17 protein-coding genes are annotated in these 20386 nt (G+C 38.7%); 7 read left to right on the forward strand and 10 right to left on the reverse strand.

The genetic code is table 11. From position 1 onward, the window contains the following. Positions 1-339: 339 nt before the first annotated feature. From VGT41_00200 to VGT41_00215, 4 genes are all read right to left on the reverse strand, one after another. Positions 340-1017 (reverse strand): phosphatidate cytidylyltransferase, encoded by a 678-nt coding sequence (locus VGT41_00200; protein HEV2600691.1) that lies wholly within the window; start codon positions 1015-1017, stop codon positions 340-342. Beyond that, the gene (locus VGT41_00205) at positions 1010-1363 is read right to left on the reverse strand and encodes a YraN family protein (GenBank protein HEV2600692.1); all 354 of its coding nucleotides are present in this window, start codon (positions 1361-1363) and stop codon (positions 1010-1012) included. Before VGT41_00205 ends, VGT41_00200 begins: the two co-directional genes overlap by 8 nt. Before the next feature lie 3 nt (positions 1364-1366). Continuing rightward, positions 1367-2299, reverse strand: a complete 933-nt coding sequence (bamD, locus tag VGT41_00210; GenBank protein HEV2600693.1) for an outer membrane protein assembly factor BamD — start codon at positions 2297-2299, stop codon at positions 1367-1369. A gap of 245 nt (positions 2300-2544) precedes the next feature. After that, a complete protein-coding gene (locus VGT41_00215) occupies positions 2545-3498 on the reverse strand; it encodes an NADAR family protein (protein ID HEV2600694.1) in 954 nt (317 codons plus the stop codon). A gap of 343 nt (positions 3499-3841) precedes the next feature. Between VGT41_00215 and gspE the strand changes: the two genes are divergently transcribed. The 3 genes from gspE to VGT41_00230 are packed head-to-tail and all read left to right on the forward strand — an operon-like array spanning position 3842 to position 8878. Next, positions 3842-5554, forward strand: a complete 1713-nt coding sequence (gene gspE / locus VGT41_00220; GenBank protein HEV2600695.1) for a type II secretion system ATPase GspE — start codon at positions 3842-3844, stop codon at positions 5552-5554. A 59-nt stretch (positions 5555-5613) separates the two neighbouring features. Then, positions 5614-6132 carry a prepilin-type N-terminal cleavage/methylation domain-containing protein gene (locus VGT41_00225; GenBank protein HEV2600696.1) on the forward strand — a complete coding sequence of 173 codons (519 nt, stop codon included), beginning with the start codon at positions 5614-5616 and terminating at the stop codon, positions 6130-6132. Positions 6133-6142: 10 nt separating this feature from the next. Further along, a complete protein-coding gene (locus tag VGT41_00230; GenBank protein HEV2600697.1) occupies positions 6143-8878 on the forward strand; it encodes a translocation/assembly module TamB domain-containing protein in 2736 nt (911 codons plus the stop codon). Between the two features lie 57 nt (positions 8879-8935). Here VGT41_00230 and VGT41_00235 read toward each other — a convergent pair whose 3' ends face one another. Together VGT41_00235 and VGT41_00240 are read right to left on the reverse strand one after the other, a co-directional pair. Then, positions 8936-10618, reverse strand: a complete 1683-nt coding sequence (locus VGT41_00235; protein ID HEV2600698.1) for a hypothetical protein — start codon at positions 10616-10618, stop codon at positions 8936-8938. A 188-nt stretch (positions 10619-10806) separates the two neighbouring features. Continuing rightward, positions 10807-12606 (reverse strand): hypothetical protein, encoded by a 1800-nt coding sequence (locus VGT41_00240; protein ID HEV2600699.1) that lies wholly within the window; start codon positions 12604-12606, stop codon positions 10807-10809. Positions 12607-12780: 174 nt separating this feature from the next. On the opposite strand from VGT41_00240, the gene VGT41_00245 reads away from it, so the two are divergent. Then, the gene (locus tag VGT41_00245; GenBank protein ID HEV2600700.1) at positions 12781-13530 is read left to right on the forward strand and encodes a phospholipase D-like domain-containing protein; all 750 of its coding nucleotides are present in this window, start codon (positions 12781-12783) and stop codon (positions 13528-13530) included. A gap of 215 nt (positions 13531-13745) precedes the next feature. Here the strand turns inward: VGT41_00245 and VGT41_00250 are convergent, their stop codons facing one another. Continuing rightward, positions 13746-14696 (reverse strand): RluA family pseudouridine synthase, encoded by a 951-nt coding sequence (locus VGT41_00250; GenBank protein HEV2600701.1) that lies wholly within the window; start codon positions 14694-14696, stop codon positions 13746-13748. Positions 14697-14898: 202 nt separating this feature from the next. Between VGT41_00250 and mgtE the strand changes: the two genes are divergently transcribed. From mgtE to VGT41_00265, 3 genes are all read left to right on the forward strand, one after another. Then, positions 14899-16269, forward strand: a complete 1371-nt coding sequence (gene mgtE / locus VGT41_00255) for a magnesium transporter (GenBank protein ID HEV2600702.1) — start codon at positions 14899-14901, stop codon at positions 16267-16269. Then, positions 16269-16934, forward strand: coding sequence for an FkbM family methyltransferase (locus VGT41_00260; protein ID HEV2600703.1), 666 nt, complete (start codon positions 16269-16271; stop codon positions 16932-16934). The genes mgtE and VGT41_00260 overlap by 1 nt, the downstream gene beginning before the upstream one ends. Positions 16935-17073: 139 nt before the next feature. Beyond that, positions 17074-18654, forward strand: coding sequence for an AAA family ATPase (locus VGT41_00265; GenBank protein ID HEV2600704.1), 1581 nt, complete (start codon positions 17074-17076; stop codon positions 18652-18654). A gap of 220 nt (positions 18655-18874) precedes the next feature. On the opposite strand, the gene VGT41_00270 is transcribed toward VGT41_00265, so the two are convergent. The 3 genes from VGT41_00270 to VGT41_00280 all read right to left on the reverse strand — a co-directional run bounded on the left by VGT41_00270 (position 18875) and on the right by VGT41_00280 (position 20159). Beyond that, positions 18875-19192 carry a type II toxin-antitoxin system HicB family antitoxin gene (locus VGT41_00270; GenBank protein ID HEV2600705.1) on the reverse strand — a complete coding sequence of 106 codons (318 nt, stop codon included), beginning with the start codon at positions 19190-19192 and terminating at the stop codon, positions 18875-18877. Continuing rightward, complete coding sequence (locus VGT41_00275) at positions 19179-19442, reverse strand: type II toxin-antitoxin system HicA family toxin (GenBank protein HEV2600706.1); 264 nt, start codon at positions 19440-19442, stop codon at positions 19179-19181. Before VGT41_00275 ends, VGT41_00270 begins: the two co-directional genes overlap by 14 nt. A gap of 132 nt (positions 19443-19574) precedes the next feature. Next, complete coding sequence (locus VGT41_00280) at positions 19575-20159, reverse strand: hypothetical protein (GenBank protein ID HEV2600707.1); 585 nt, start codon at positions 20157-20159, stop codon at positions 19575-19577. Between the last annotated feature and the right edge of the window lie 227 nt (positions 20160-20386).

The following is a 20386-nucleotide window of genomic DNA, read 5'->3' on the forward strand; positions in this document are numbered from 1 at the left end:
TTATGTCGCGCTCAGATTGAGCGCACGAATTCTGGATTGCCATACTCCGCCTTACGAAGTTTGATACGCAGTTTAGCTTCGAATGGCTCCTATCATGGCCCTTCATAGCTAACCGAAGGTTGCGTAGTAGGGCTACGCTTCGCTCACAATGACGGTAGGCAATGCCTTATGTTCTAGAGCAGCTGGCAATGGTAGTGAAGGAACTTATTTGAAAAGTAAAACTATGAAGCACAGATAAATATTATTAGCACTATTGGCGTTCTCTAACCGTCATGGTGAGAGAGCTCCGCGAACGTCGCCATCCAGATAATTGTGCGCCGAAAAGGCGCGACAATATAACTACTGCAACCACACCAGCAATTGCTTTTTAAAGCAAAAGACAAATAAAGCTACAAATAACATTCCATCAAAGCGATCTAAAAAACCGCCATGTCCCGGTAGGATTGTGCCAGAGTCTTTAACATTGGCGCGGCGTTTTAAGATTGATTCAAAAAGATCACCAAGTAACGAGAAGATGCATATAACCAAGGTAATCAGAGTGATGACCCACCACGGTGCAGTTGATTCCTGCTGGATCATTAATAAATAAAAACAGATAAGTGCAATGCTGCATCCACCAAAAAATCCTTCCCATGTTTTGCCGGGACTGATGCGAGGAGCAATTTTGTGTGTGCCGATTGTGCTTCCAATAAGATATCCCCCGGTATCAAGGCCTGAAACAATCACGAACTGATATAAAATGAGATGGCGGTAGACAGGCTCATGATTAAGCAGGATAAGGAGCACGAATGGTAATATGGGATAGATGGGCATTAATAGCCAAAATGTATAGCTTCGCCAATTAAGAAGATTTTTCCATTCTACGATAAGAATGTGGGTGAGTATTGCGAGCAGTAAGAATGAAAACAAGAGGGGATATATAAATCCCAAAGTCAGAATGGAGCCAAGTGTCATACCGGTAACGATGCGTGGCAACATTTTTTTTATAATCTGTATACATTGCGTTCTTTTATTCATCTCTAAATGCATCTTTCAAATAATGAAATGTCCGTGTGGCGGTATTAATTAATGCAACATCAAATCGACATGTTTTTTCATCATGATCATGCTGCGCAAGATAGATTTTTGCTGTGGTGATTATTTTTTTTTGTTTTGATCGCGTAATTACCTCAGCCATATCAAAATGTGATGCAGTACGTAATTTTACTTCAACGAATAGTAACATTGTATCGCTGCAAGCTATTACATCAATTTCACCGGTTCGTTGTAAATAGTTACGTGCTAAAATAGTATAACCATTTTTCTGTAGGTATTGAGCGGTTTGCTCTTCTCCTTGTCTTCCAAGTTCTGTTTGTGTGCGCATTGTTTAAAATCGGTTGCTGAATGGTTTGTCAGTGGATTCGTTCGCTTGAGCTACCGTAATAGTGCTCATTGTAGGAGGAACGAGTTTGGTGAGTTCCGCTTGTTTAATGGTGAGCAGTTCAACGTTATTTGTTTGTTGCGCTAATACACATTCGGTTGTAAGGATTTTATGTTCGCAATGAGCCAGTGTAGGCAAAAAATCTTTACGGATATTTTCAATACGTTTTGTCGCTGATGCATATTGACCGCGAGTGGTATAAAAATTGGCAATATTGAGTTCGCTTTCTAAAAGCTGCTCGCGGCATTGGTTTAACATTGTCTGTACTTGGTCGCGATAGGTGGTAAATAGATCGGAACGTTTTAGAAATGTCTCAGCAAGTTCAATAGTCTCATGTGTTTTTGATTGATCTCGGTTGCTGGAGCATTTTTTGAAAAAAGAGCACTGTATTGCCTGATAATTAGCATATTCAGCCTTATCGCTTCCGGAAAAGTAGGTAAGAAATTCTTTATATAGTTTTCCTGCTGATTCAAAGCTATCGGTATCAAAGTAAAGATCAGCAAGTTCAAGCATAATGATGCGTTGTTCATGTAAGTCATTGCAGAGCTTGAGCATTTGTTCTGCATATTTTATTGCATTGCTTTTGTTGTTGTCTTTCAAAGAGCGGTTTTTTGCTTCTTTCAGTTCTTGGTAATTCATATTTTTTACTGTTTTTCGTTCAGAAGTAATCCATGACCACCACGATTGTTGCGGAGTTTCGACCGTTGAACTTTCCGGAGCGTCAGCAGCTGGTTCAGAATGAGTGAATTCTTTTGTTACTGCAGATATTGTTGGTTCTGCTTTTTTGCGTCGAGCATATGCGGTTTGTGTGTAAAACTGTCCGAAGATAGCAAGAGAAATAAAGAGATAGCGATAGATCGATCGTACTGTTGGCATCATAAAAGATCCTTTTATCTGATAATATATTAGTTGTATGTCCTGTACATGCTGTATAACTATGTATTGTAGAGATACTTTTTCAATATACCGTAACTATGGTTAAAGTAAAAGTATGATTTATAGCCGCTATGAGTTGATTTTTGGTATGCAGGCTTAAGAGTCATAAGGATGTCAAACAGAAGATCCCCGGATGATATCTTGCATCAGGGGATCTCTTATTTTATGATTTTCAAAAATGATGTTGTTTAATAGTTACGATCAGTTAATTGTTCTTTTAGGTCTTGAATTGTATCATTCTGTAATACATAACGAACATATTTAAGTATTTCGCCCAGTTTGTTTTTCCCTAGCCCGTCTCCGCCATTACCCCAGTACTTATCATATTTTCCAGAGTTTTCAACGAGCTTTCTATTTCCTGTATTGAGTAATAGCTTTTTAAGGTCTGGTATTTGAGTGAATTTTTCAACAAGCGCTCGTAGCATGACCGCGTCTTTTCCATATTCTACAATTGTACCTAGTTCGCCTTGAAAAGGTTCATCTAATCTTGCATGCCAATCGATTCGCGTGAACTCTTTAGGTTGCTTCTGCGCCATGTCAAAAGCTTCTTTTGCGGTTCTGCAGGTTCGTATTTTATCCGATAGTTCAGGCCTATAATAAAATTTTTGTACTTGAAAATAATGTTCTGTCGAAGGCCAGAATGATCCGCCGATTTTTATGCCTCCGGGAATGTCATATAAGTTAGTAAATTCATAAAATGGCTTATATTTCTCATAAAATAAAATTGGGCTTTCATCAGCAACGGCAGCTGCCGGCGATTTGGTTATTCGAGTAACGGGAGCATCATCGGCTTTTCCTCGCCTTAGAAAACGCGCATCATCGGATGAGTCAGATATTGGTTTTGAATCAGGGTTTAAGCGCGCCACGGTTGAACGAAGAGAAGAAGCATATGCCCTTAGCCCGTTTATAGCACTTGCAATTTTCAGCCAATAAACAGTTGTTGCTAATGCCGGCCTGCGTTCCATCTGTTCTTTGAGCATTGGCACCTGTGGTGCAGCATGGCATCCAGCAGCTAGGATAAAGCTGCCCATGACCTGTTTTTGAAATAGATTTTTTATATAGTTCATTCCAAATACGGGGCAAGAGACGAGCGTCATGACAATGACAGCTGGTAGATAGAAATAATTTTTAATCTTTCTCATATATAACCCTTTGATTAAGCAATAGTTAACATTACTGTGCGTTTCGTTTTTTACATGCTGAATTCTGAATCGAATTTAAAGTTGTTATTTATTGACAACTCCAATCATTAGCTATTCTAATAGAATCGTGCATTGCGTCAAGATATATGATCTTTGTCTTAGTTTAACAATAAACGAAGTTGGTTTTTTTAGAATTAAAAAACGAAAAGAATCTCGAATAATATGATCTGCCGGGTTTTACCTATTTTCACTTGAGTTTCAGTATACTATGGTCATATACTAATGCGGTAACGAGCCGTTTAGTTTCTTAATCTTATCAGATCTACTGTTTGGAGTATGTTGTATGAAAAAGAGTGTTAGCGATATTTTGATTGAGAGTGGAGCGTTGCAAGCGCAGCATCTTACTGAATGTAAAAATAGTGTCCATACAAATCAGACTATTGAGCAATGTCTATTGAGTAATGGTTTTATTACTGCTGAGCAGCTTGCAAGGGCATATGCAGAATATGCTTCAGTTCCGTATATTGCTAAAGTTACTGATGAGATGGCTGACTTAACGGTACTTGCAAAGATACCGCTTAAATTTTTACGAGATAATGTGGTTATGCCAATTATGATTGAAGGTCAATTGGTAGTGGTTACGGCTAATCCACAAATATTTCAACCGCTTGATGACATCACTCTATTACTTGCGGGAAGTGGCGGTGCGCAATATGCGGTTTCTACGGGCAAAGAAATTATTGATGCGATCAATAAATATTACCCGATTGAAGGCACCAAGCAGATGATTGAAGATCTAGAGGAAGAAGATAGAGATCTTGGCGAAGTTGAATTTGAAGATATTGGTGAAAAAGATATTTTAGCAATGGCGACAGAGGCGCCAATTATTAAATTGGTTAATCATATCCTTTTCCAAGCTGCAAAACGGGGTGCGTCAGATATTCATATCGAACCATTTGAAAAAGAGCTATCGGTGCGGTATCGAATTGATGGGGTCATGTATTCAGTGATGATGCCACCAAAACGAATTCAAGGGGCGTTGTCATCTCGTATTAAAATTATGGCGAATTTAAATATTGCAGAAAAACGTATTCCACAAGACGGTCGCATTGACATTCGGTTAGCAGGCAAACCAATCGACATTCGGGTTTCTGTGTTGCCGGTTGCATTTGGTGAGCGTATTGTAATGCGTTTGCTTGATAAATCACGTACGTTTGGTCATATCAAAGATATGGGATTGCATGAGCGCGATTACGCATTATTGGTAGAAAAAATTAAACGGCCAAACGGCATCATTTATGTTACTGGTCCAACAGGATCGGGTAAAACGACAACATTATATTCGATATTAGGCGAACTGAATACACCAGAAGTGAATATTATTACGGTAGAAGATCCTGTTGAATATCAAATGGCGGGTATTGGGCAGGTGCATGTAAATGACAAAATCGGGCTCACCTTTGCGGCTGCACTGCGATCAATTTTGCGGCAAGATCCAGATATCATTATGATTGGAGAAACGCGAGACCAAGAAACAGCACAAATTGCTATTCAATCAGCGCTCACTGGACATTTAGTGCTGAGTACTCTGCATACTAACAGTGCACCGGCGTCGATAACACGTCTTTTGGATATGGGTATTGAACCCTATCTTATAGCATCTTCAGTAGTGTTAATTGTTGCGCAACGCCTTGTCAGAACATTATGTAATCTGTGCAAGCAACAATATACCCCTTCTGTGGATGTATTGAAAAGTATTGGGCTTACAGAGCAAGAAGCAAAAGGGATTGTATTCTATCAACCCAAGGGATGCAAAGAGTGCAATGAGATGGGATATCGTGGGCGACTAGCAATTTATGAATTAATGGACATAACGAATGGGATTGCGCATTTGGTAATGGAGCGAGCGGATACGTCGTTAGTCAGAAAACAAGCAGTCACGGATGGTATGTTGTTACTTGTTCAAGACGGCCTTAGAAAAATAAAAGCAGGCCTTACTACTATTGAAGAAGTGCTGTCAGTAGCAACTATTGAACATGATGTAATTGAAGCGTAATGAGTGATAGAAATAGTGTGTAATTGTTGATGAAAAACGGTAAGAGTAAGGATGTTCTGATGAAACGAATGTTCAAAAAAATTCATCAGCGCGGCTTTACTCTTATTGAACTTATGGTTGTTATTGGATTAACTCTGATTATGATGGGGATTGGTTTTAAGACCGCCTCATTTTTTAATGAAAAACTTGTGCGTTTAGAATTAAATCGTTTTTATGCGACCTGCTTATATGCACAACGATTTGCGCAAGCTACTCATAAGCAACAAACTTTGAAATTCAACCTTGCACATCATTGGTATGAGTACAATAATTGTAGATATAAGTTGCCATCACAGGTTCGATTTGGTTTGGTACCAGGAGTTCAAGGCCCCCCATCAGCCCCCCAACAATATTTGACTAGTCCCGCTTCCTTTACCGATAATTGTATTACTTTTTCGGTACATGGTATTATACAGCCAGGGGCGATATATTTTACTGATCGTGATCGATCTGTTTTGTATGCATTGAGTTGTTCGGTAGCGCAACATTCTTATTTAAGGCGTTATCGATATGATGGTAAATGGCGGTTATTAACCTAAAATAATATATATGATGATAAAAAAAATAGGACTTGCGATTGTTTTAGGTATTGGTGTTTTGTTGTATCAGCTACAACATGACGCATGGATAAATCAGTTGGTAACATCATATGTTGTTTCTTTATTTCGTACATCCTATCAAGCAGATTTTTCAGGCACCCTTACTGATTTTTCTCTGGTTTCACCTTGTTGTACATTTACAACAGTGACCGTTCATCCCATAGATGACCACAAGCAAGATGCATGGGCATGGTCTGCAGATCATATAACGGTATCATTTTCTTGGATGCAGTTCTTATGGCACCGGGCGGTACAGATGCACATAGTTATTGAAGAATGCGTTGCGCAATCAAAAAAACAGGGTACGGAGGTTCCTATTTTTGATCATATAGCATTATTTTTCAAATCCCCTTCTGGAGTAGTTCCTGTTTTTGTTAAAGGGGTAACGTTTAAATCAGCACTGTTAACCATTGTGCAACAAGATCAATTGCAAGCATCTTTGCGATGGCATAGCGAAACTAAAAATATAAATAATGTATGCAAAACTATGGCATATATAGTTGATGGTACATTGGTATATGCAGGTATAGATTATCTTGATCGCATTTCAGGAATTTTTGGATTAGAAACTAGTTTAGTCAATAATACATGGCAACGAAATGGGTATCTTAAATTTGTTTCAGTGAGCGATTGCATAAAAGATAAAACTGAAAATTGTTTTTTTTCGGGAACATGGGATGTTGATCGTGGAATATGTACATTTAAAACAGCCGATCAATCGTGCATGATGCAGATTGATGACATTGTAGTCACATCCCGTGGTGGTGCGGCAACGGTGCAAGCAGATTTGCCTGTGGAATATCTTTTACGTGCACTCGGTCGTTCGGATCCTATTACGGGATCAGTTTTTTTGAAAACATCAGGGACAGTGCATGATGGGCAAATGCATACACTGCATGGCACTGCAGAACTGCGTAACTGTTGTTATAATACATTGAAATTGGGAAAAACAGTTGCAGTATCATTTGATAAAACGATGCAGATATCACATGGTACAGTCAGTTTGTTTGGTGATGCAATTAAGCCTGTTTGTTCTGGAACATGGCAGTGGGATGATACAATAGGTGCCGGTAGCTGTATAATACATCCTACATTTTCCGAATCGTTATGTGGTTGGTCTGTCGACACAGAAAAAACAAATATAGCATTTCAATGTAATGGGTTAGATGACATATCAGGTTTATATTTACTGCATGCAACTCATAAAGAATCGGATGATGCGATGCTTTGTACAGGAGCGATTACGGTAGAAAACGATGATATACAGATAGCAGGATACGTTAATGATATTGCATATAAAATTAAAGGAGATATGAAAAAGTATCCTTATTTTGTGGAAGGTGTTTGCATTGATGGTAATACTATCGAGCAAATGCATTGTACGCATTCTAATAATGCAGAAATACCTACATGGTCTGGTTTTGTTAATGTTGGTTTTATTAATCGCGCGGTCGATTATTGGCTTGGCTATAAGACACAATCGCAGGGAGTGGTGCAATTTACTGCATTGTATGACGGTTCTTTAACAACACAATTACATTTTGTTGATGCAGCCATTCGGGTGCCACAAATTTATAATTATATGAATGGGCTTGATGGTACTATTACGTATAACGTTGCAGATAAAGCAATTGAAATTACCGATGTACATTGTTCATTTGATTGTGGGTCGGTATTATGCAAGCGAGGGGTATTGCAGTTTGATGACGCCTATGGCGTTGCCTTTGCACATCTGCCAGTGCATTTGCGAGAATGCTTGCTTAATGTGAATAAAGATCTTTTTGCAATGGTATCGGCACAACTATTATGTACAAAAATAAAAAATGATTTGCCGACTGTTTTTGGATCATTACTTATTGATAGATCACAGCTCAAAGAAAATATTTTTTCTCAGTTGCTGCAAAAAGATGTTTTACAGTACCCAAGCAAAGCATTTAGTTTATCAAGTACTGATGTTGCGTGTGCGCTTTCAATCGAAACCGTTGCACCTATTCGTGTGCAGACACCTTTTTTAGAAACTAATGCGCGTGTTATGTTATTGGTAACCAATACAGTGCGTAATCCGCATATTTCTGGTTTAGTTAATTTAGATTCAGGTATTTTGCAATTTCCTTATAAGCCATTGCATATCACTAAAGGTAGTTTGCTATTTTCTCCCAGTCAGCCATACGATCCGTTTGTCACCATAGAAGCAAAAAATAAAATAAAAAAACATCAAGTTGGCTTGTATGTTTCTGGATCCGTAAGTAATCCACATATTATGCTTGAATCTTCGCCATCATTATCTGAAGAGCAAATTGTTGCATTACTATTGGTGGGCTCGCAAGAAGAGTCATTAAACATTGTGATGCCTGCATTAATTATGAGTAACATTACGAATCTTATTTTTGGGCATAAACAGTCGGAAGATAGCTTAGAAGGCTCATTTAAACGGTTGCTAAAACCCCTTGGTAGTATTCATTTAGTTCCGAGCTTTACTGATCAAACGGGTCGTGGAGGCTTGCGAGGCGCGCTTGAAATTGAAGTGACAGATAGGCTACATGCATTAATTCAGAAAAATTTTAGCTTGTCAGAAGATACACGTGTGGAAGTAGAGTATTTGTTATCAGATGATGTGAGTGTGCGTGGGATACGAGATGAGCGACGTGATGTTGGTGGTGAAGTTGAAATGCGGTGGAAGTTTTAATACAAAAAAAGAAGGCACGTTCTTGTACCTTCTTTTTTAATTAGAGATTTTGTTTTTTTAGATATTAAGCAACTGATCCAGCGATTCCGCTTGATTACCTTCTTTTTTATACTGCTCAATTTTAGCAATAACACCTTCCACCATAGCCTGTAATTCTGGGTATTTTTCGAACAGCACAATTTTTATATCAATATTAGAAGCTACGATTAACGGAATTAACCTTTCTAGTGTTTCAACAATCCATTTCGCATCATTTCTAAATGCGCTTGCACCAATTAAAGTAAGGATGAGCTGGTCTGCGCAATATTCCATGGCCGTTAAAATAGTCGCTTCATAACTAGCATCTAGGACGGCGCGCGCAATTTCTGCTTGTGCGGGATATGCCCTGCTGGTTGTATCAACTGCGCCAGGATTATTTTGCTTACGGGGAAGTCCGCTGAGGTCGTGAGCAGAAGTAAGAATATGCGATACGGTCACTACATTTGGACCTTGCGTAGGCATCTGTTTGTTGCATATAGGAATTTTTCTTCTTTTATCAGAGCGATCAATCATTTGGCGATCAAGAGCATTAGGATCAGTACTCGCACCACTGGTTACGACTATATCTTTATGAAGAGTTACCGCGAATCCTTCCATATCTTTGCGGGTAATTGCTTTCTTAGCATCTATTTTTGATGTAATGAATGGTCGCGCTCCCCCATCCTCTTCCTCAGGCTTCATTCCTTGAAGGTCAAAGATACCTCCAAGATCTTGCAGCTGGTTAATTCGTGGAACAAGGTAGCGTCGGTAAATAGCTGCTCCCATAGTTGCGAGTGCTGCTTCCTCTCCTTGTACTGGCGCATGATTCATGCCATTAAGATTTCTGTTAAATTGTCCCATGCCCCCTTCTAATGCATTAAAGTTTGAGGCGATCATAAAAAATGCATTTGGATATATTTCATGCATTCTGCGGATATCAGTTTCATCGGGTGGCGTAATGATACTTAAGGTTCCTGTTCCCATAGGACAGTTTTTGTATTGACCATATATACTTGTGCGGAGCTCCTTAAGTGTTATATGGGGGAATAGCTCTCCCTGTAGCACTGCATATGATCGTGGATGTGTATTGAGATTTTTTTTATTAATAAACCAGCGATTTACTGCTTTTAGATTCGGTTTGTGGTTTGCTACGTCTCCGGGTATAGATTTTCCTTTGTGCTCTGGCTCATACTTTGTAAATAGATTTTTAAAGTCTGGTTCACTCATTCCCATGATATTTTCAAAGAGTTGGTTTCTATCAAGACACACATAATCAGCTTCCTTTATATCTTCTTCTCCTGCTTGTGCCGCATCAGCCCGCTTTTGTTCCCTGCGTGCTCTTAATTCAGCTCGGCGCTGTTCGATTGCAGATAAACTCATAGCCTCCGCAAGCGCTTTGTCTTCGCCTCTTTGTTCTTTTTGCGATGCTTCTATTGCCTCTTGAAGCTCTTGATCATCTGCTGCTTGCTGCCGTTCCTGGCGTTTTTGTTCTTCTTGTTCTGATAGTTTCGTAATATATGCAATTTGTTCTTCCTCAGGCATTTGCTCGAGCTGTTCTGGGGTAAGCTCCTTTAGCCCTTGCTCTTTTGGCTCAAGAGCTGCCGGTTCGTAGCCAATATAGTCTTCAGGAAGCATTGCATTATATATGGATTGAGTTATTAAACATAACAATCCAGTTAAGATCAGTTTTTTTATACGTGAAGATACTAATAATTGATTCATAATAACCCCCATAGATTTTCTGTATCCATTCTTATACATCTTTATAATACCATATAGCTAACCTCAGTTGATATAATTTATATGATTTTTATATCGATTGATTCGCGTGTTATGCTGATTTAGAGGCAAAAAGCACCCCACAGGGGGTGCTTTTTATGATAGATCCGCCAAGAATTAATGTATGATTTTCACGAGGTAGGGTTTAATAGGATCTTTATGTCATTGAGTGGTTTTCCGGTTGTTTTATATTGTCCTATTTTAGTAATGAGTTGTTTGATTTTAGTCTCAATTGATTCATTTTTTAAACGCAAGACGATCTTTATATCAATATTAGATAGTGCAATTAATGGAATAAGTCTTGTAAGCGAGTTAATAATCCATTCTGGGTTATTTTTGAATAATCGCGTGCCGAGCATCGGAAGTATCAGCTGTTTAGCGCCATGATCCATTGCTGTCAAAATAGTAAGTTCGTACGCCGCATCTAAAACAGCTTGAGCTATTTCGACTTGTTCACTGTATTGCGAGCTGATTTTTTCTGTGTCTTCAAGATTTTCTTTGCTTATAGAGCTGAGGTCGAATGGTGATGTAAATATATGAGAAACAGTAATAGTTCCTGGGCCTTGGGTTGGCATTTGTTTGTTGCATGCAGGTATTATTTCAGTGCTTGGAATGAGTTTGCGATCAGGAGCGCTAAGGTCAGCGCTAGCGCCGCTGGTGACGACAATATTTTTATGTAATGCAACGGTAAAGCCTTGCATATCTTTTTTAGTTAGTGGCTTTTTTTGATCTTTTTTTCCGATTATAAGAGGGCGTACTCCTTGATCTTGTTCGAGGGCAGTAAATCCTTGCATCGTAAAAATGGGATATAAAGGTGCAAGTAAGTTTATTCTGCGTACGCAATAACGGCGGTAAATAGTGGCTCCCATGGTGGCAAGCGCCGCCTCTTCTCCTTGCATTGGTCTTAGATTCATTTCATTAAGATTATGAGCAAAATCGGTCATGCGTATGGTAAGTGTATTAAAGTTAGTAGAGACCATAAAAAATGCGCCGGGAAATAGTTCATGTAATCTTCTGATATCAGTTTCTTCAGGCGGTGCAATTAGTTCTAATGTGCCGGTTGCAATTGGATTTTCTGTTGTGGTTAATCGAGTTGCGATTTTCTTTCGTAGGTACCAGAGAGAAATAAATGGTATGAGCTCTCCTTGAATAACTGATCGAGCGCGCGGATTTGCTTTAAAAAAACTTTCTGATTCTCCACCATAAAAAAATTGCTGTACGCCGCTAACACTAGGTTTATAGCTATCGGGGTTGCTTGGAGGTCTGATGATTACTTGAGGTTCAAATCGTTTGAATTGTTCTTTAAAGCGGTTTTCGTTCATCCCCATGATGTTTTCAAACAGTTTGTTTCGATCAAGACAGATAACAGGATTAGATATGGTTAATTCAGAGGGCTGCGCTACAGATGGAGTGGCTGTTTGTGTAGTGGAGATTGTGGAAGTTGCTGTAGTCGCAATTGGTAGTGCGGTTGGTGACATTGTTGGCAAATTAATCGTTGGATTTAAAATGGCAGTGGTAGGAAGCTGTTGTAGCAGAAGCATCTGTTCAAGTTCTATAGTTTGATACTGGTAATACTGTGGATTGTAACTGTTTTTATAAGCGTCGACATATTCTAATTTTTCTGGATCGCGGGTCCATGTTCGTCGAATATCTGGTTTGCCGCAAAGCGTTGTATAGTATTGATCTTTTGTCTCTGGATCTTGCTCATTGACCATTGATTTCCACAAGAAAAGGCCATGAGGTAATACCGCATTTTCATCTCCATTTATATATACTTTTTGTTGTTTATCATAAAAAACGGCTTGATCTGTTCCGGGGATAGCAAGCCATTCTCCTTTGTATTTTGCAGCTGCAATAAAGGGTGATTGTAGTAACATACAAGTAATAAAAAATAATTTTATTTTTTGTAATCCGGAGGAAACCATTTTCATAGTGCACCTTTTTATGATGATGTTCTTTTTGATTGTTAAGGTACTTATTGTTGAATCGAATTGTTACAATTTTATGAATGTTGTGTATAAGGCATTTGCAGATGAGGATTTTTATGTGTAATTCTTGTTTGATGGTACTGATGCTTGGTACGCTTGATCTGCTCAAGAATAAATATGAATTGGGTGCGGCAGCAAACAAGGTTACGCCATAGCGCGAAGTGCGGTGGCAGAAAGGGCATTATGTATAAAAAAAGCACTGTTTTGTATCTCTTTTTTTTCTTTGCTTGTGTTATGCAGGCGCATATGTTGCAATCGCATAAATCAGTGGCGCCATTTGGCAAAACACATTTTATTGTTGGCATGAAACCGGCTGATTATGTGCAGAAGAGTCAACAATCAGGGGCTGCAGCAGAAAAGCAGCATGTTGCTCATGCTGCTCATACAACAGAAGTATTTTTTTCTCCCGATGATGATGTGCAGGCTGTGCTGCTTGATTTGATTAACAAAGAACAAAAAAGTCTGAAGATTGCGATTTTTATTTTTACTGATGATGCGCTTGCTCGTGCAGTTATTGCAGCAAAGCATCGCGGTGTTATCGTTGAATTGATTGTAGATCCATCGAAAATGAAAGAGCGATATAGTAAAATTGGATTATTACAAAAGGAGGGGGTATCCATCTTTGAATACAATCCAGATCATAACAAAGATAAGCGATCAAATATTATGCATCACAAATTTATTATTTTTGGTTCTTCTGGCTCGCAGTCTTCATTTGTTTGGACTGGGTCTTTTAATTTTACGCAATCTGCCGGAAAACGAAATCAGGAAAATGCAATTATTTTACATGATCCAGAAGTAATAAAAAAGTTTTCTCTGCAGTACGAGCTGCTGAAAACGAGATCTGTTTTTTGTGGAAAAAATTAATAGGTGATCACTGTTGGTGATAAAGATTTAGAGTCAAGCATTAGACAAAACCAAGATGATTTTTCGTAACGCTTCATTACTACAATTTCCTCTTGACTCGAGATTTATGTTAAAGCTCTTTGAGAAAAAAGCAAGAACTTTTTTACTTGGTGAAAGTTTTTTTAAAGAATTGCGGTAGTTGCGCATTTTCTAGTATTGATGCATGAATTGCATATTTATAAAGAATTAAGCAGCGATTCAAACGCCGGAGGAAGTTCACAGCTGAATGTATGTTGCGTTCCATCAAAAGAAAAAGAGAGTTCTTTTGCGTGAAGAACATGATGAGCAATTAAATGTGATTTTTTTCCGTATGTTGTATCGCCTAATAATGGATGTTTAATAGCAGCAAAATGAACGCGAATTTGATGAGTACGTCCCGTTATTGGTTTTGCTTGTATAAGGGTATGATCTGTATAGTATTGCAGTACTTTATACTGCGTAGTTGCCGTTCGGATAGTGCCATAGGTCCCATTCGCTATTGATGCCATCATTTTTTTTCTGTGCACCGGGTGTCGTGTGATTGCAAGATCAATAATACCGTGCTCGTTTGGATGGCCTTCCACTAACGCATAGTATGTTTTATTAATTGCACGCTCTTTAAACAGCGTTGTGAATATTCCATGTGCATAGTTGGTGCGTGCGATAATCATGAGTCCTGAAGTGTCTTTATCAAGACGATGTACAATGCCAGGTCGATCAACTGATCCAACTTGGGCTATTTCTTGATAATGAGCAGTGAGCCAATCTGTTAAGGTAGGCAGTTGGTTATAAGACGACGATTTGTGTACCACGACGCCAGCAGGCTTATTGATAATTAAAAACTCAGGATGTGTGTATACAATTTTTATATCTGATAATGGGCCAGTCAATTCTTGTGGACTGTCGGCTGTTGCATCAGGGCCCGTTATGCTGATTCTATCCCCCAGTTGTACCAAGGTACTCGGTTTGGAGATGGTTTTTCCATTTTTTGTTATGTATGCATCATGTACTAGTCGTGCAAAGAAACTGCGTGAATAACGGGCAAATTGATTGGCAAGATAGGTATCAATGCGGATTGGTTGGGAGTCAACCAGTTCTACTTGAAGGTCTACCGTTTTCCCTGCAGTGATGAGCTCTGATGGATTCACCGTGAATAACCTCATTCAGTTGTGCTATTTGTATCTGTTTTTTTTGAGTATGATATACTATTCCTTTATTAGAGTAATAAACCGGTAGTTAATAGTCAAACGGGCATGTCGTCTTGAACAAAAGGCTGTAATGCTCTACTATTAATAGATATAGTACATCCTCATAGCATCTGATATGGTGCTGGCGTGCAGGAGCTGTTTTATGGATATTAAGAAAATATTTCACGAGATAAAAGAACATATAGAAGAAGTAGTTGGGCATCTATCCCCATTGGGGCAGTCGCTCTGGAAAGAGCTGCTTAAAATGCACCCTGCCGATTTGGCCCAATGCTTAACCGACCTTGATAATGACAGTCGCAAGCGTCTTTTTATAAAACTTCCTAAAACGATTAAGCTTGAGGTTTTTGAAGAGTTTTCAGATGTAATGAAGGTGAGAACCTTAGCGCATATGGAAGAAGTGGAGATTGTTGAGGCTTTGAACGTATTAACGGCGGATGAACTTACTGACTTATTTGATCTATTTTCTGATGATGAACTTAAAAAATATTTAGGCATGCTCCACCAAAAAGCGCGACAAGAAGTGATCGCGCTTTTAAAATTCCATCCAGAATCTGCTGGGGGTATCATGGATATTCATGTGCTTACCTTGATGCAGGATTTTACTGTTGAAAAAAGTATTAAGATTTTGCAGCGATTACGCCCTCGTCGAGAAGTGCATCAACAAATTTACGTAACTGACAATCACCATCGTCTTGTGGGTCATATTTTACTTGAAGACCTTGTAATGCAGCAGCCGCAAAAACGTATGTCTGAATTTATGCGAGAAGATGAATTTATTGCGCAAGCTGATGAAGATCGAGAAGATATTGCTCGTCGCATGGTGCATTACGGCTTGATGTCGATTCCTGTTGTGGGAGAAAACAATCATTTTCTTGGGGTCATTTCTAGCGAAACGTTAGTTGACGTTATTGTGGAAGAGGCGAGTGAGGACGTGCAGAAAATGGCGGCGTTGACACCGATGAAGCACTCCTACTTTGAGACCTCTTTTTGGAAAATGTTATATGAGCGAACCTATATTTTAGTACCATTACTCCTTGCCGAATCATTTACTCGTTTTATTTTAAATGCCTATGAGACATCAATTTCTTTGGAACATCGTGTCTTTTTGCTTTCGTTTATCCCCATGCTTATTAGCACCGGTGGTAATACGAGCAACCAAACTTCAGCGTTAGTAATTCAAGGTATGGCAGCGGGAGACATTCATAGCGAAAATAAATATCGTTTTTTACGCAAAGAATTTTTAATGGCATTTCTGCTGGCAACCATTTTAGGTTTTGTTTCATTTCTGCGGGTATACATGGTTTCATCAGGCAGTGTGTTGCATGCAGTTACGGTAAGTATGACATTATTTAGCACCGTACTAGTTTCAGTGATGCTTGCAGGAGTGATACCGTTTGGACTCAAACGGCTTAATATCGACCCTGCATTTTCAGCAGGACCATTTTTAGCGACATTGATGGATATTTTGGGTGTTTTAATTTTATGTCAGTTGAGTAAGGTGATCTTGTCATAATGAATTCTGTGTTGCTTAAAAAAGATAAGTTGTTTCCTTTTATCAAACAGTATCTTCCCGATAATCCCATTATTGTTGAAGCGGGTGCATTTAACGGTACTGATACTAAATTGCTGAGTCAGTTTTGGCCGCAGGCGACAGTGCATGCATTTGAGCCAGTTCCTGAAATTTTTACCTTGCTATCAAATAATACATATTCTCTTTCTAATGTGGTGCGGCATAATATTGCATTGAGTGATGCAAATGGTGAGCGCACTTTTTATCTTTCTGAAAAACCATCAGCACCCGGAAAACCATTCCCTGCAGGATCATTGCATGAACCGCAAGATCGATTGCAGTGGTCACCTGCTGTGTATAACCGTACGATCATTGTCCCAACAATCACGCTTGATGCATGGGCGCGTGCGCATGCAATACATCATATAGATTTTTTATGGCTTGATTTGCAGGGGCATGAACTGAGTGTGCTCAAGGCAGCGCCTACTATTCTTGCCACCGTGCGTACAATATATGTTGAGGTGCAATTTGTGCATGCCTATAAAGATCAACCTTTATATGAAGAAGTACGAAATTGGCTCGAAGAACATGGCTTTGTGCAAGTAGCGCATGATTTTGCGGATCAAACATCATGGTTTTTTGGCAATGCATTGTTTGTGCGGAGCTAGCGATACAGCGATTTTTTTGCTGAGTATGCAGCTAATGCAACCTAGATGATCTTAAGGGGCAATAGCAAAAATAATGAGCGATTGATAGACTGGCTTAAGAGATAGTAAAAAATTATTATATAAGCAAAGGTAGTTTGTTATGACTCATCAGCCGAAGCGCATGGGATTGCATTACAGTATTTTTGAAGAATTTATTACGGAAAACCGCATCTATGTTGATAAAACTAATCATATTTATAATCTCATAACAGCACCTAACAGAAAACATTTTTACTTTGTATCACGCCCTCGTCGTTTTGGAAAATCCCTTTTTATCTCCACACTCAAATCCCTGTTTGCAGGCAAAAAAGAACTCTTTAAGGAATATTGGATTGGTAAAAACGGTAATTATGATTGGCAGACACATCCCGTTATACATTTAGATTTTGGTAAAATTGGGCATGGAACACCACAAGAGTTTAAACAAAATTTTTGCTTAGCGTTGCAAAAAATCGCACAAAACAATAATTGGAAAGACCTAAAAATCAGTACACCAGAAAACATGTTTGATGACCTTGTTGAACATTTAAAACAACATGGCCCGGTGGTACTACTTATCGATGAATGCGATAAACCAATTGTAGATCACATTGCTAATATTCCCATCGCTGAAGAAAATAGAAAAATTCTCGCCACTTTTTATGCAACAGTAAAAGGGCTGGAAGAACATTGGCGTGCTATTTTTATAACCGGTGTCAGTAAATTTGCTAAAACGTCACTGTTTTCAGGGTTGAACAATTTGAAAGAGCTTTCTTTAGATCCTATAGCAGCAGAGCTTTTTGGATATACGGAGCAAGAGTTAATTGCTAATTATCCTTCTCAAATAGATAGTCTTGCGCAACATGTGGGTAAAACAAGAGAAGAGGTTCTTACAGATTTGAAAAATTGGTACGATGGATACCGTTTTTCACAAGATATGCAAAAGCCTCTTATGTATAACCCCCTTTCCGTTACCACCTGTTTTGATAATAAAGCGTTTGCTAATTATTGGTTCAAAACAGGATCTCCTGGTTTTCTGATAGCTCTATTACGCCAAAAAGGGATACATCTTGAAATAAATGCACCCATTGAAATGTCCATGAAAGGATTTGATACAATTGATATCCACGACATTCCACTGTTTGCCCTTCTTTTACAAACCGGCTATTTAACGATTGTTGATTTCGACTCGTCGGATAATATTTTCACCTTGGATTATCCGAATCAAGAAGTGCGCGAATCTTTTAAAGATTATCTTGTACGAGCATTTGCATATACCACGCCCGATACCTTGGAAATGGAACTGGTACGGATGCGCAGGGCTTTACTACACAAAGATTTTGCAACTTTTTGCAACGCAGTTAAAATCCTTTTTGCAGGTATCCCTTATAACTTGCATATTCCACGGGAAAGTTATTATCATTCTCTCATTCACTTCATGTTCGATATGCTGGGCATGCGCCCACAATCAGAAGTTGCTTCTAGTCGTGGTAGATCCGACCTTGTACTGGAAACAGCCAGTACCATCTTCATTTTTGAATTTAAATATGATAGCTCAGCGCAAGAGGCACTTGATCAAATCATCCAAAAAAAATATTACGAAAAATATATGCGTGATAAGAAAGAAGTTATTTTAGCCGGTATCAATCTGAACTTTAAAGATAAGGGCGTAGAGTTTGAATGGGTACAGCACAATCTATAATAATATGCATTGGCTTTTCTCTATAAACCAGCTTGCTGATTTTTGAGTAAGCAGCCTACTTTCTTTCTCTATCTCTTCACGTTGCAGGTTATATATATGGCTTTGTGCAAGTAGCGCATGATTTTGCAGATCAAACATCATGGTTTTTTGGCAATGCATTGTTTGTGCGTCGGTGAATTACCAAGCAATTTCTTATGTTTTACTGATGTTATGATGATGGTTATCTATTATTTAGCTTGCTGTTAATAAAATCATTTAAACTGATCCCTTGTTTTTTTGCTTCAAGCGCAAGGCTAGCATGAAGTTCTGGATCAAGACGAAGGTGTAGTTTTCCCGAATATGTCTTTTCAGGTTTTTCGCCTCGCTCTTTGCACCATTCAAGATAGTCATCAACGGATTCTTTAAAAGCCTGTTTAAGTTCTTTGACGCTTGTTCCCTGAAATGTAATAACATCTTTTAATCCTACTACATCACCATGGAAAATATTCGCTTCATCATCAAATCGTACGTTTCCTAAGTATCCTTTATATTTCATCATGTTTAATCCCTGCATTTTTTAAAAATTGTCGTACTGATAATAGCGCGCCCTTATCTGTTTCTTTTTGTGGATGCGGTCTATGAAAAACCGCTTTGACACCTAACAATAGTATACGAACTCGTGACCCATTACCCTCTAGAATTTCAGCACCAAAACCAATAAATAGTTTTTCAATGTCACTCCATTTTACACTGGATTGTACAGGATTCTTGAAAATCTGCTCTAACGTCTTTCGTTGTTTTGCATTCATCATCTACCCTCAATTGTTAGGTTTGTCGGGTCTTTATTGAAAGGTACCATAAAGTGGTAGCGGGTGCAATACCTATACATCTGCAGATCAAACATCCTGGTTTTTTGGCAATGCATTGTTTGTGCGGAGCGACTATCTTTGATTGTCCGATTCTTTTTTCTTGCTTCTAATGGTTTGTAGTTTTTCACGTTCTCGCTGTTGGTTATATAACTCTTGAGTGTGCGGTTGTAGTTCCTTCTTGTCTGATTTTTTTTTATGTTCTGGAGAAAATGTAAAGAGTACGGGCTGTGCTACTCTTTGTATAGGTGCTGACTGGTTGGCGGGAGATATGTTTGCCAGTGAAGGACTATCTTCTTCACCGGTCTCTTCATCTAATATAAATACGGAATCATCAGATATTTTACTTGGCGTCCGTTCACTGATTGCTGTTGTCAGTGGTTCTCCATATGATTCTTCAGAATCGGATTTTTCTTCTGCAGCCGAAGGCGAATTGCTACTTTTCCATTGTGATTCCAGTGCTTTTTGTGCTATGAGCTGTGCATAGGCACGATGCGCCTGGCTGGCAGCAAGTTGTCTGTGGCGTTCTTCAATTTGCGCTTTCATAAAAGATCCGTCTTCAAATGGATAGGGTGATCCCGGGGCCCACATGGATGAACAGGTGTTGAGTAATAAACCAATAATCATGAGTCGTTTCATAGTGCTTCCTATAGCTTTCATTATTCCCCTTTGGGCTTTTTTATAGTTTATATTTGTAACAACAGTAGTACTTTGGCGCTCAAATTGTCAATAGTATTGCTTATACCTATGTCAGTTTTTGTTTTTTATTATTGCCATATTGTTTCATGTTGTTTTTTTAATTTTTCAACTTGTTGACTTTGCGGTGTAAGAAAAGGTACAACAAGAAAAGATTGTTGTGGGGATATAAAGGGGCAATGATGAACGGT

Source organism: Candidatus Babeliales bacterium (assembly GCA_035944115.1).
Taxonomy (GTDB): Bacteria; Babelota; Babeliae; order Babelales; family Vermiphilaceae; genus DASZBJ01.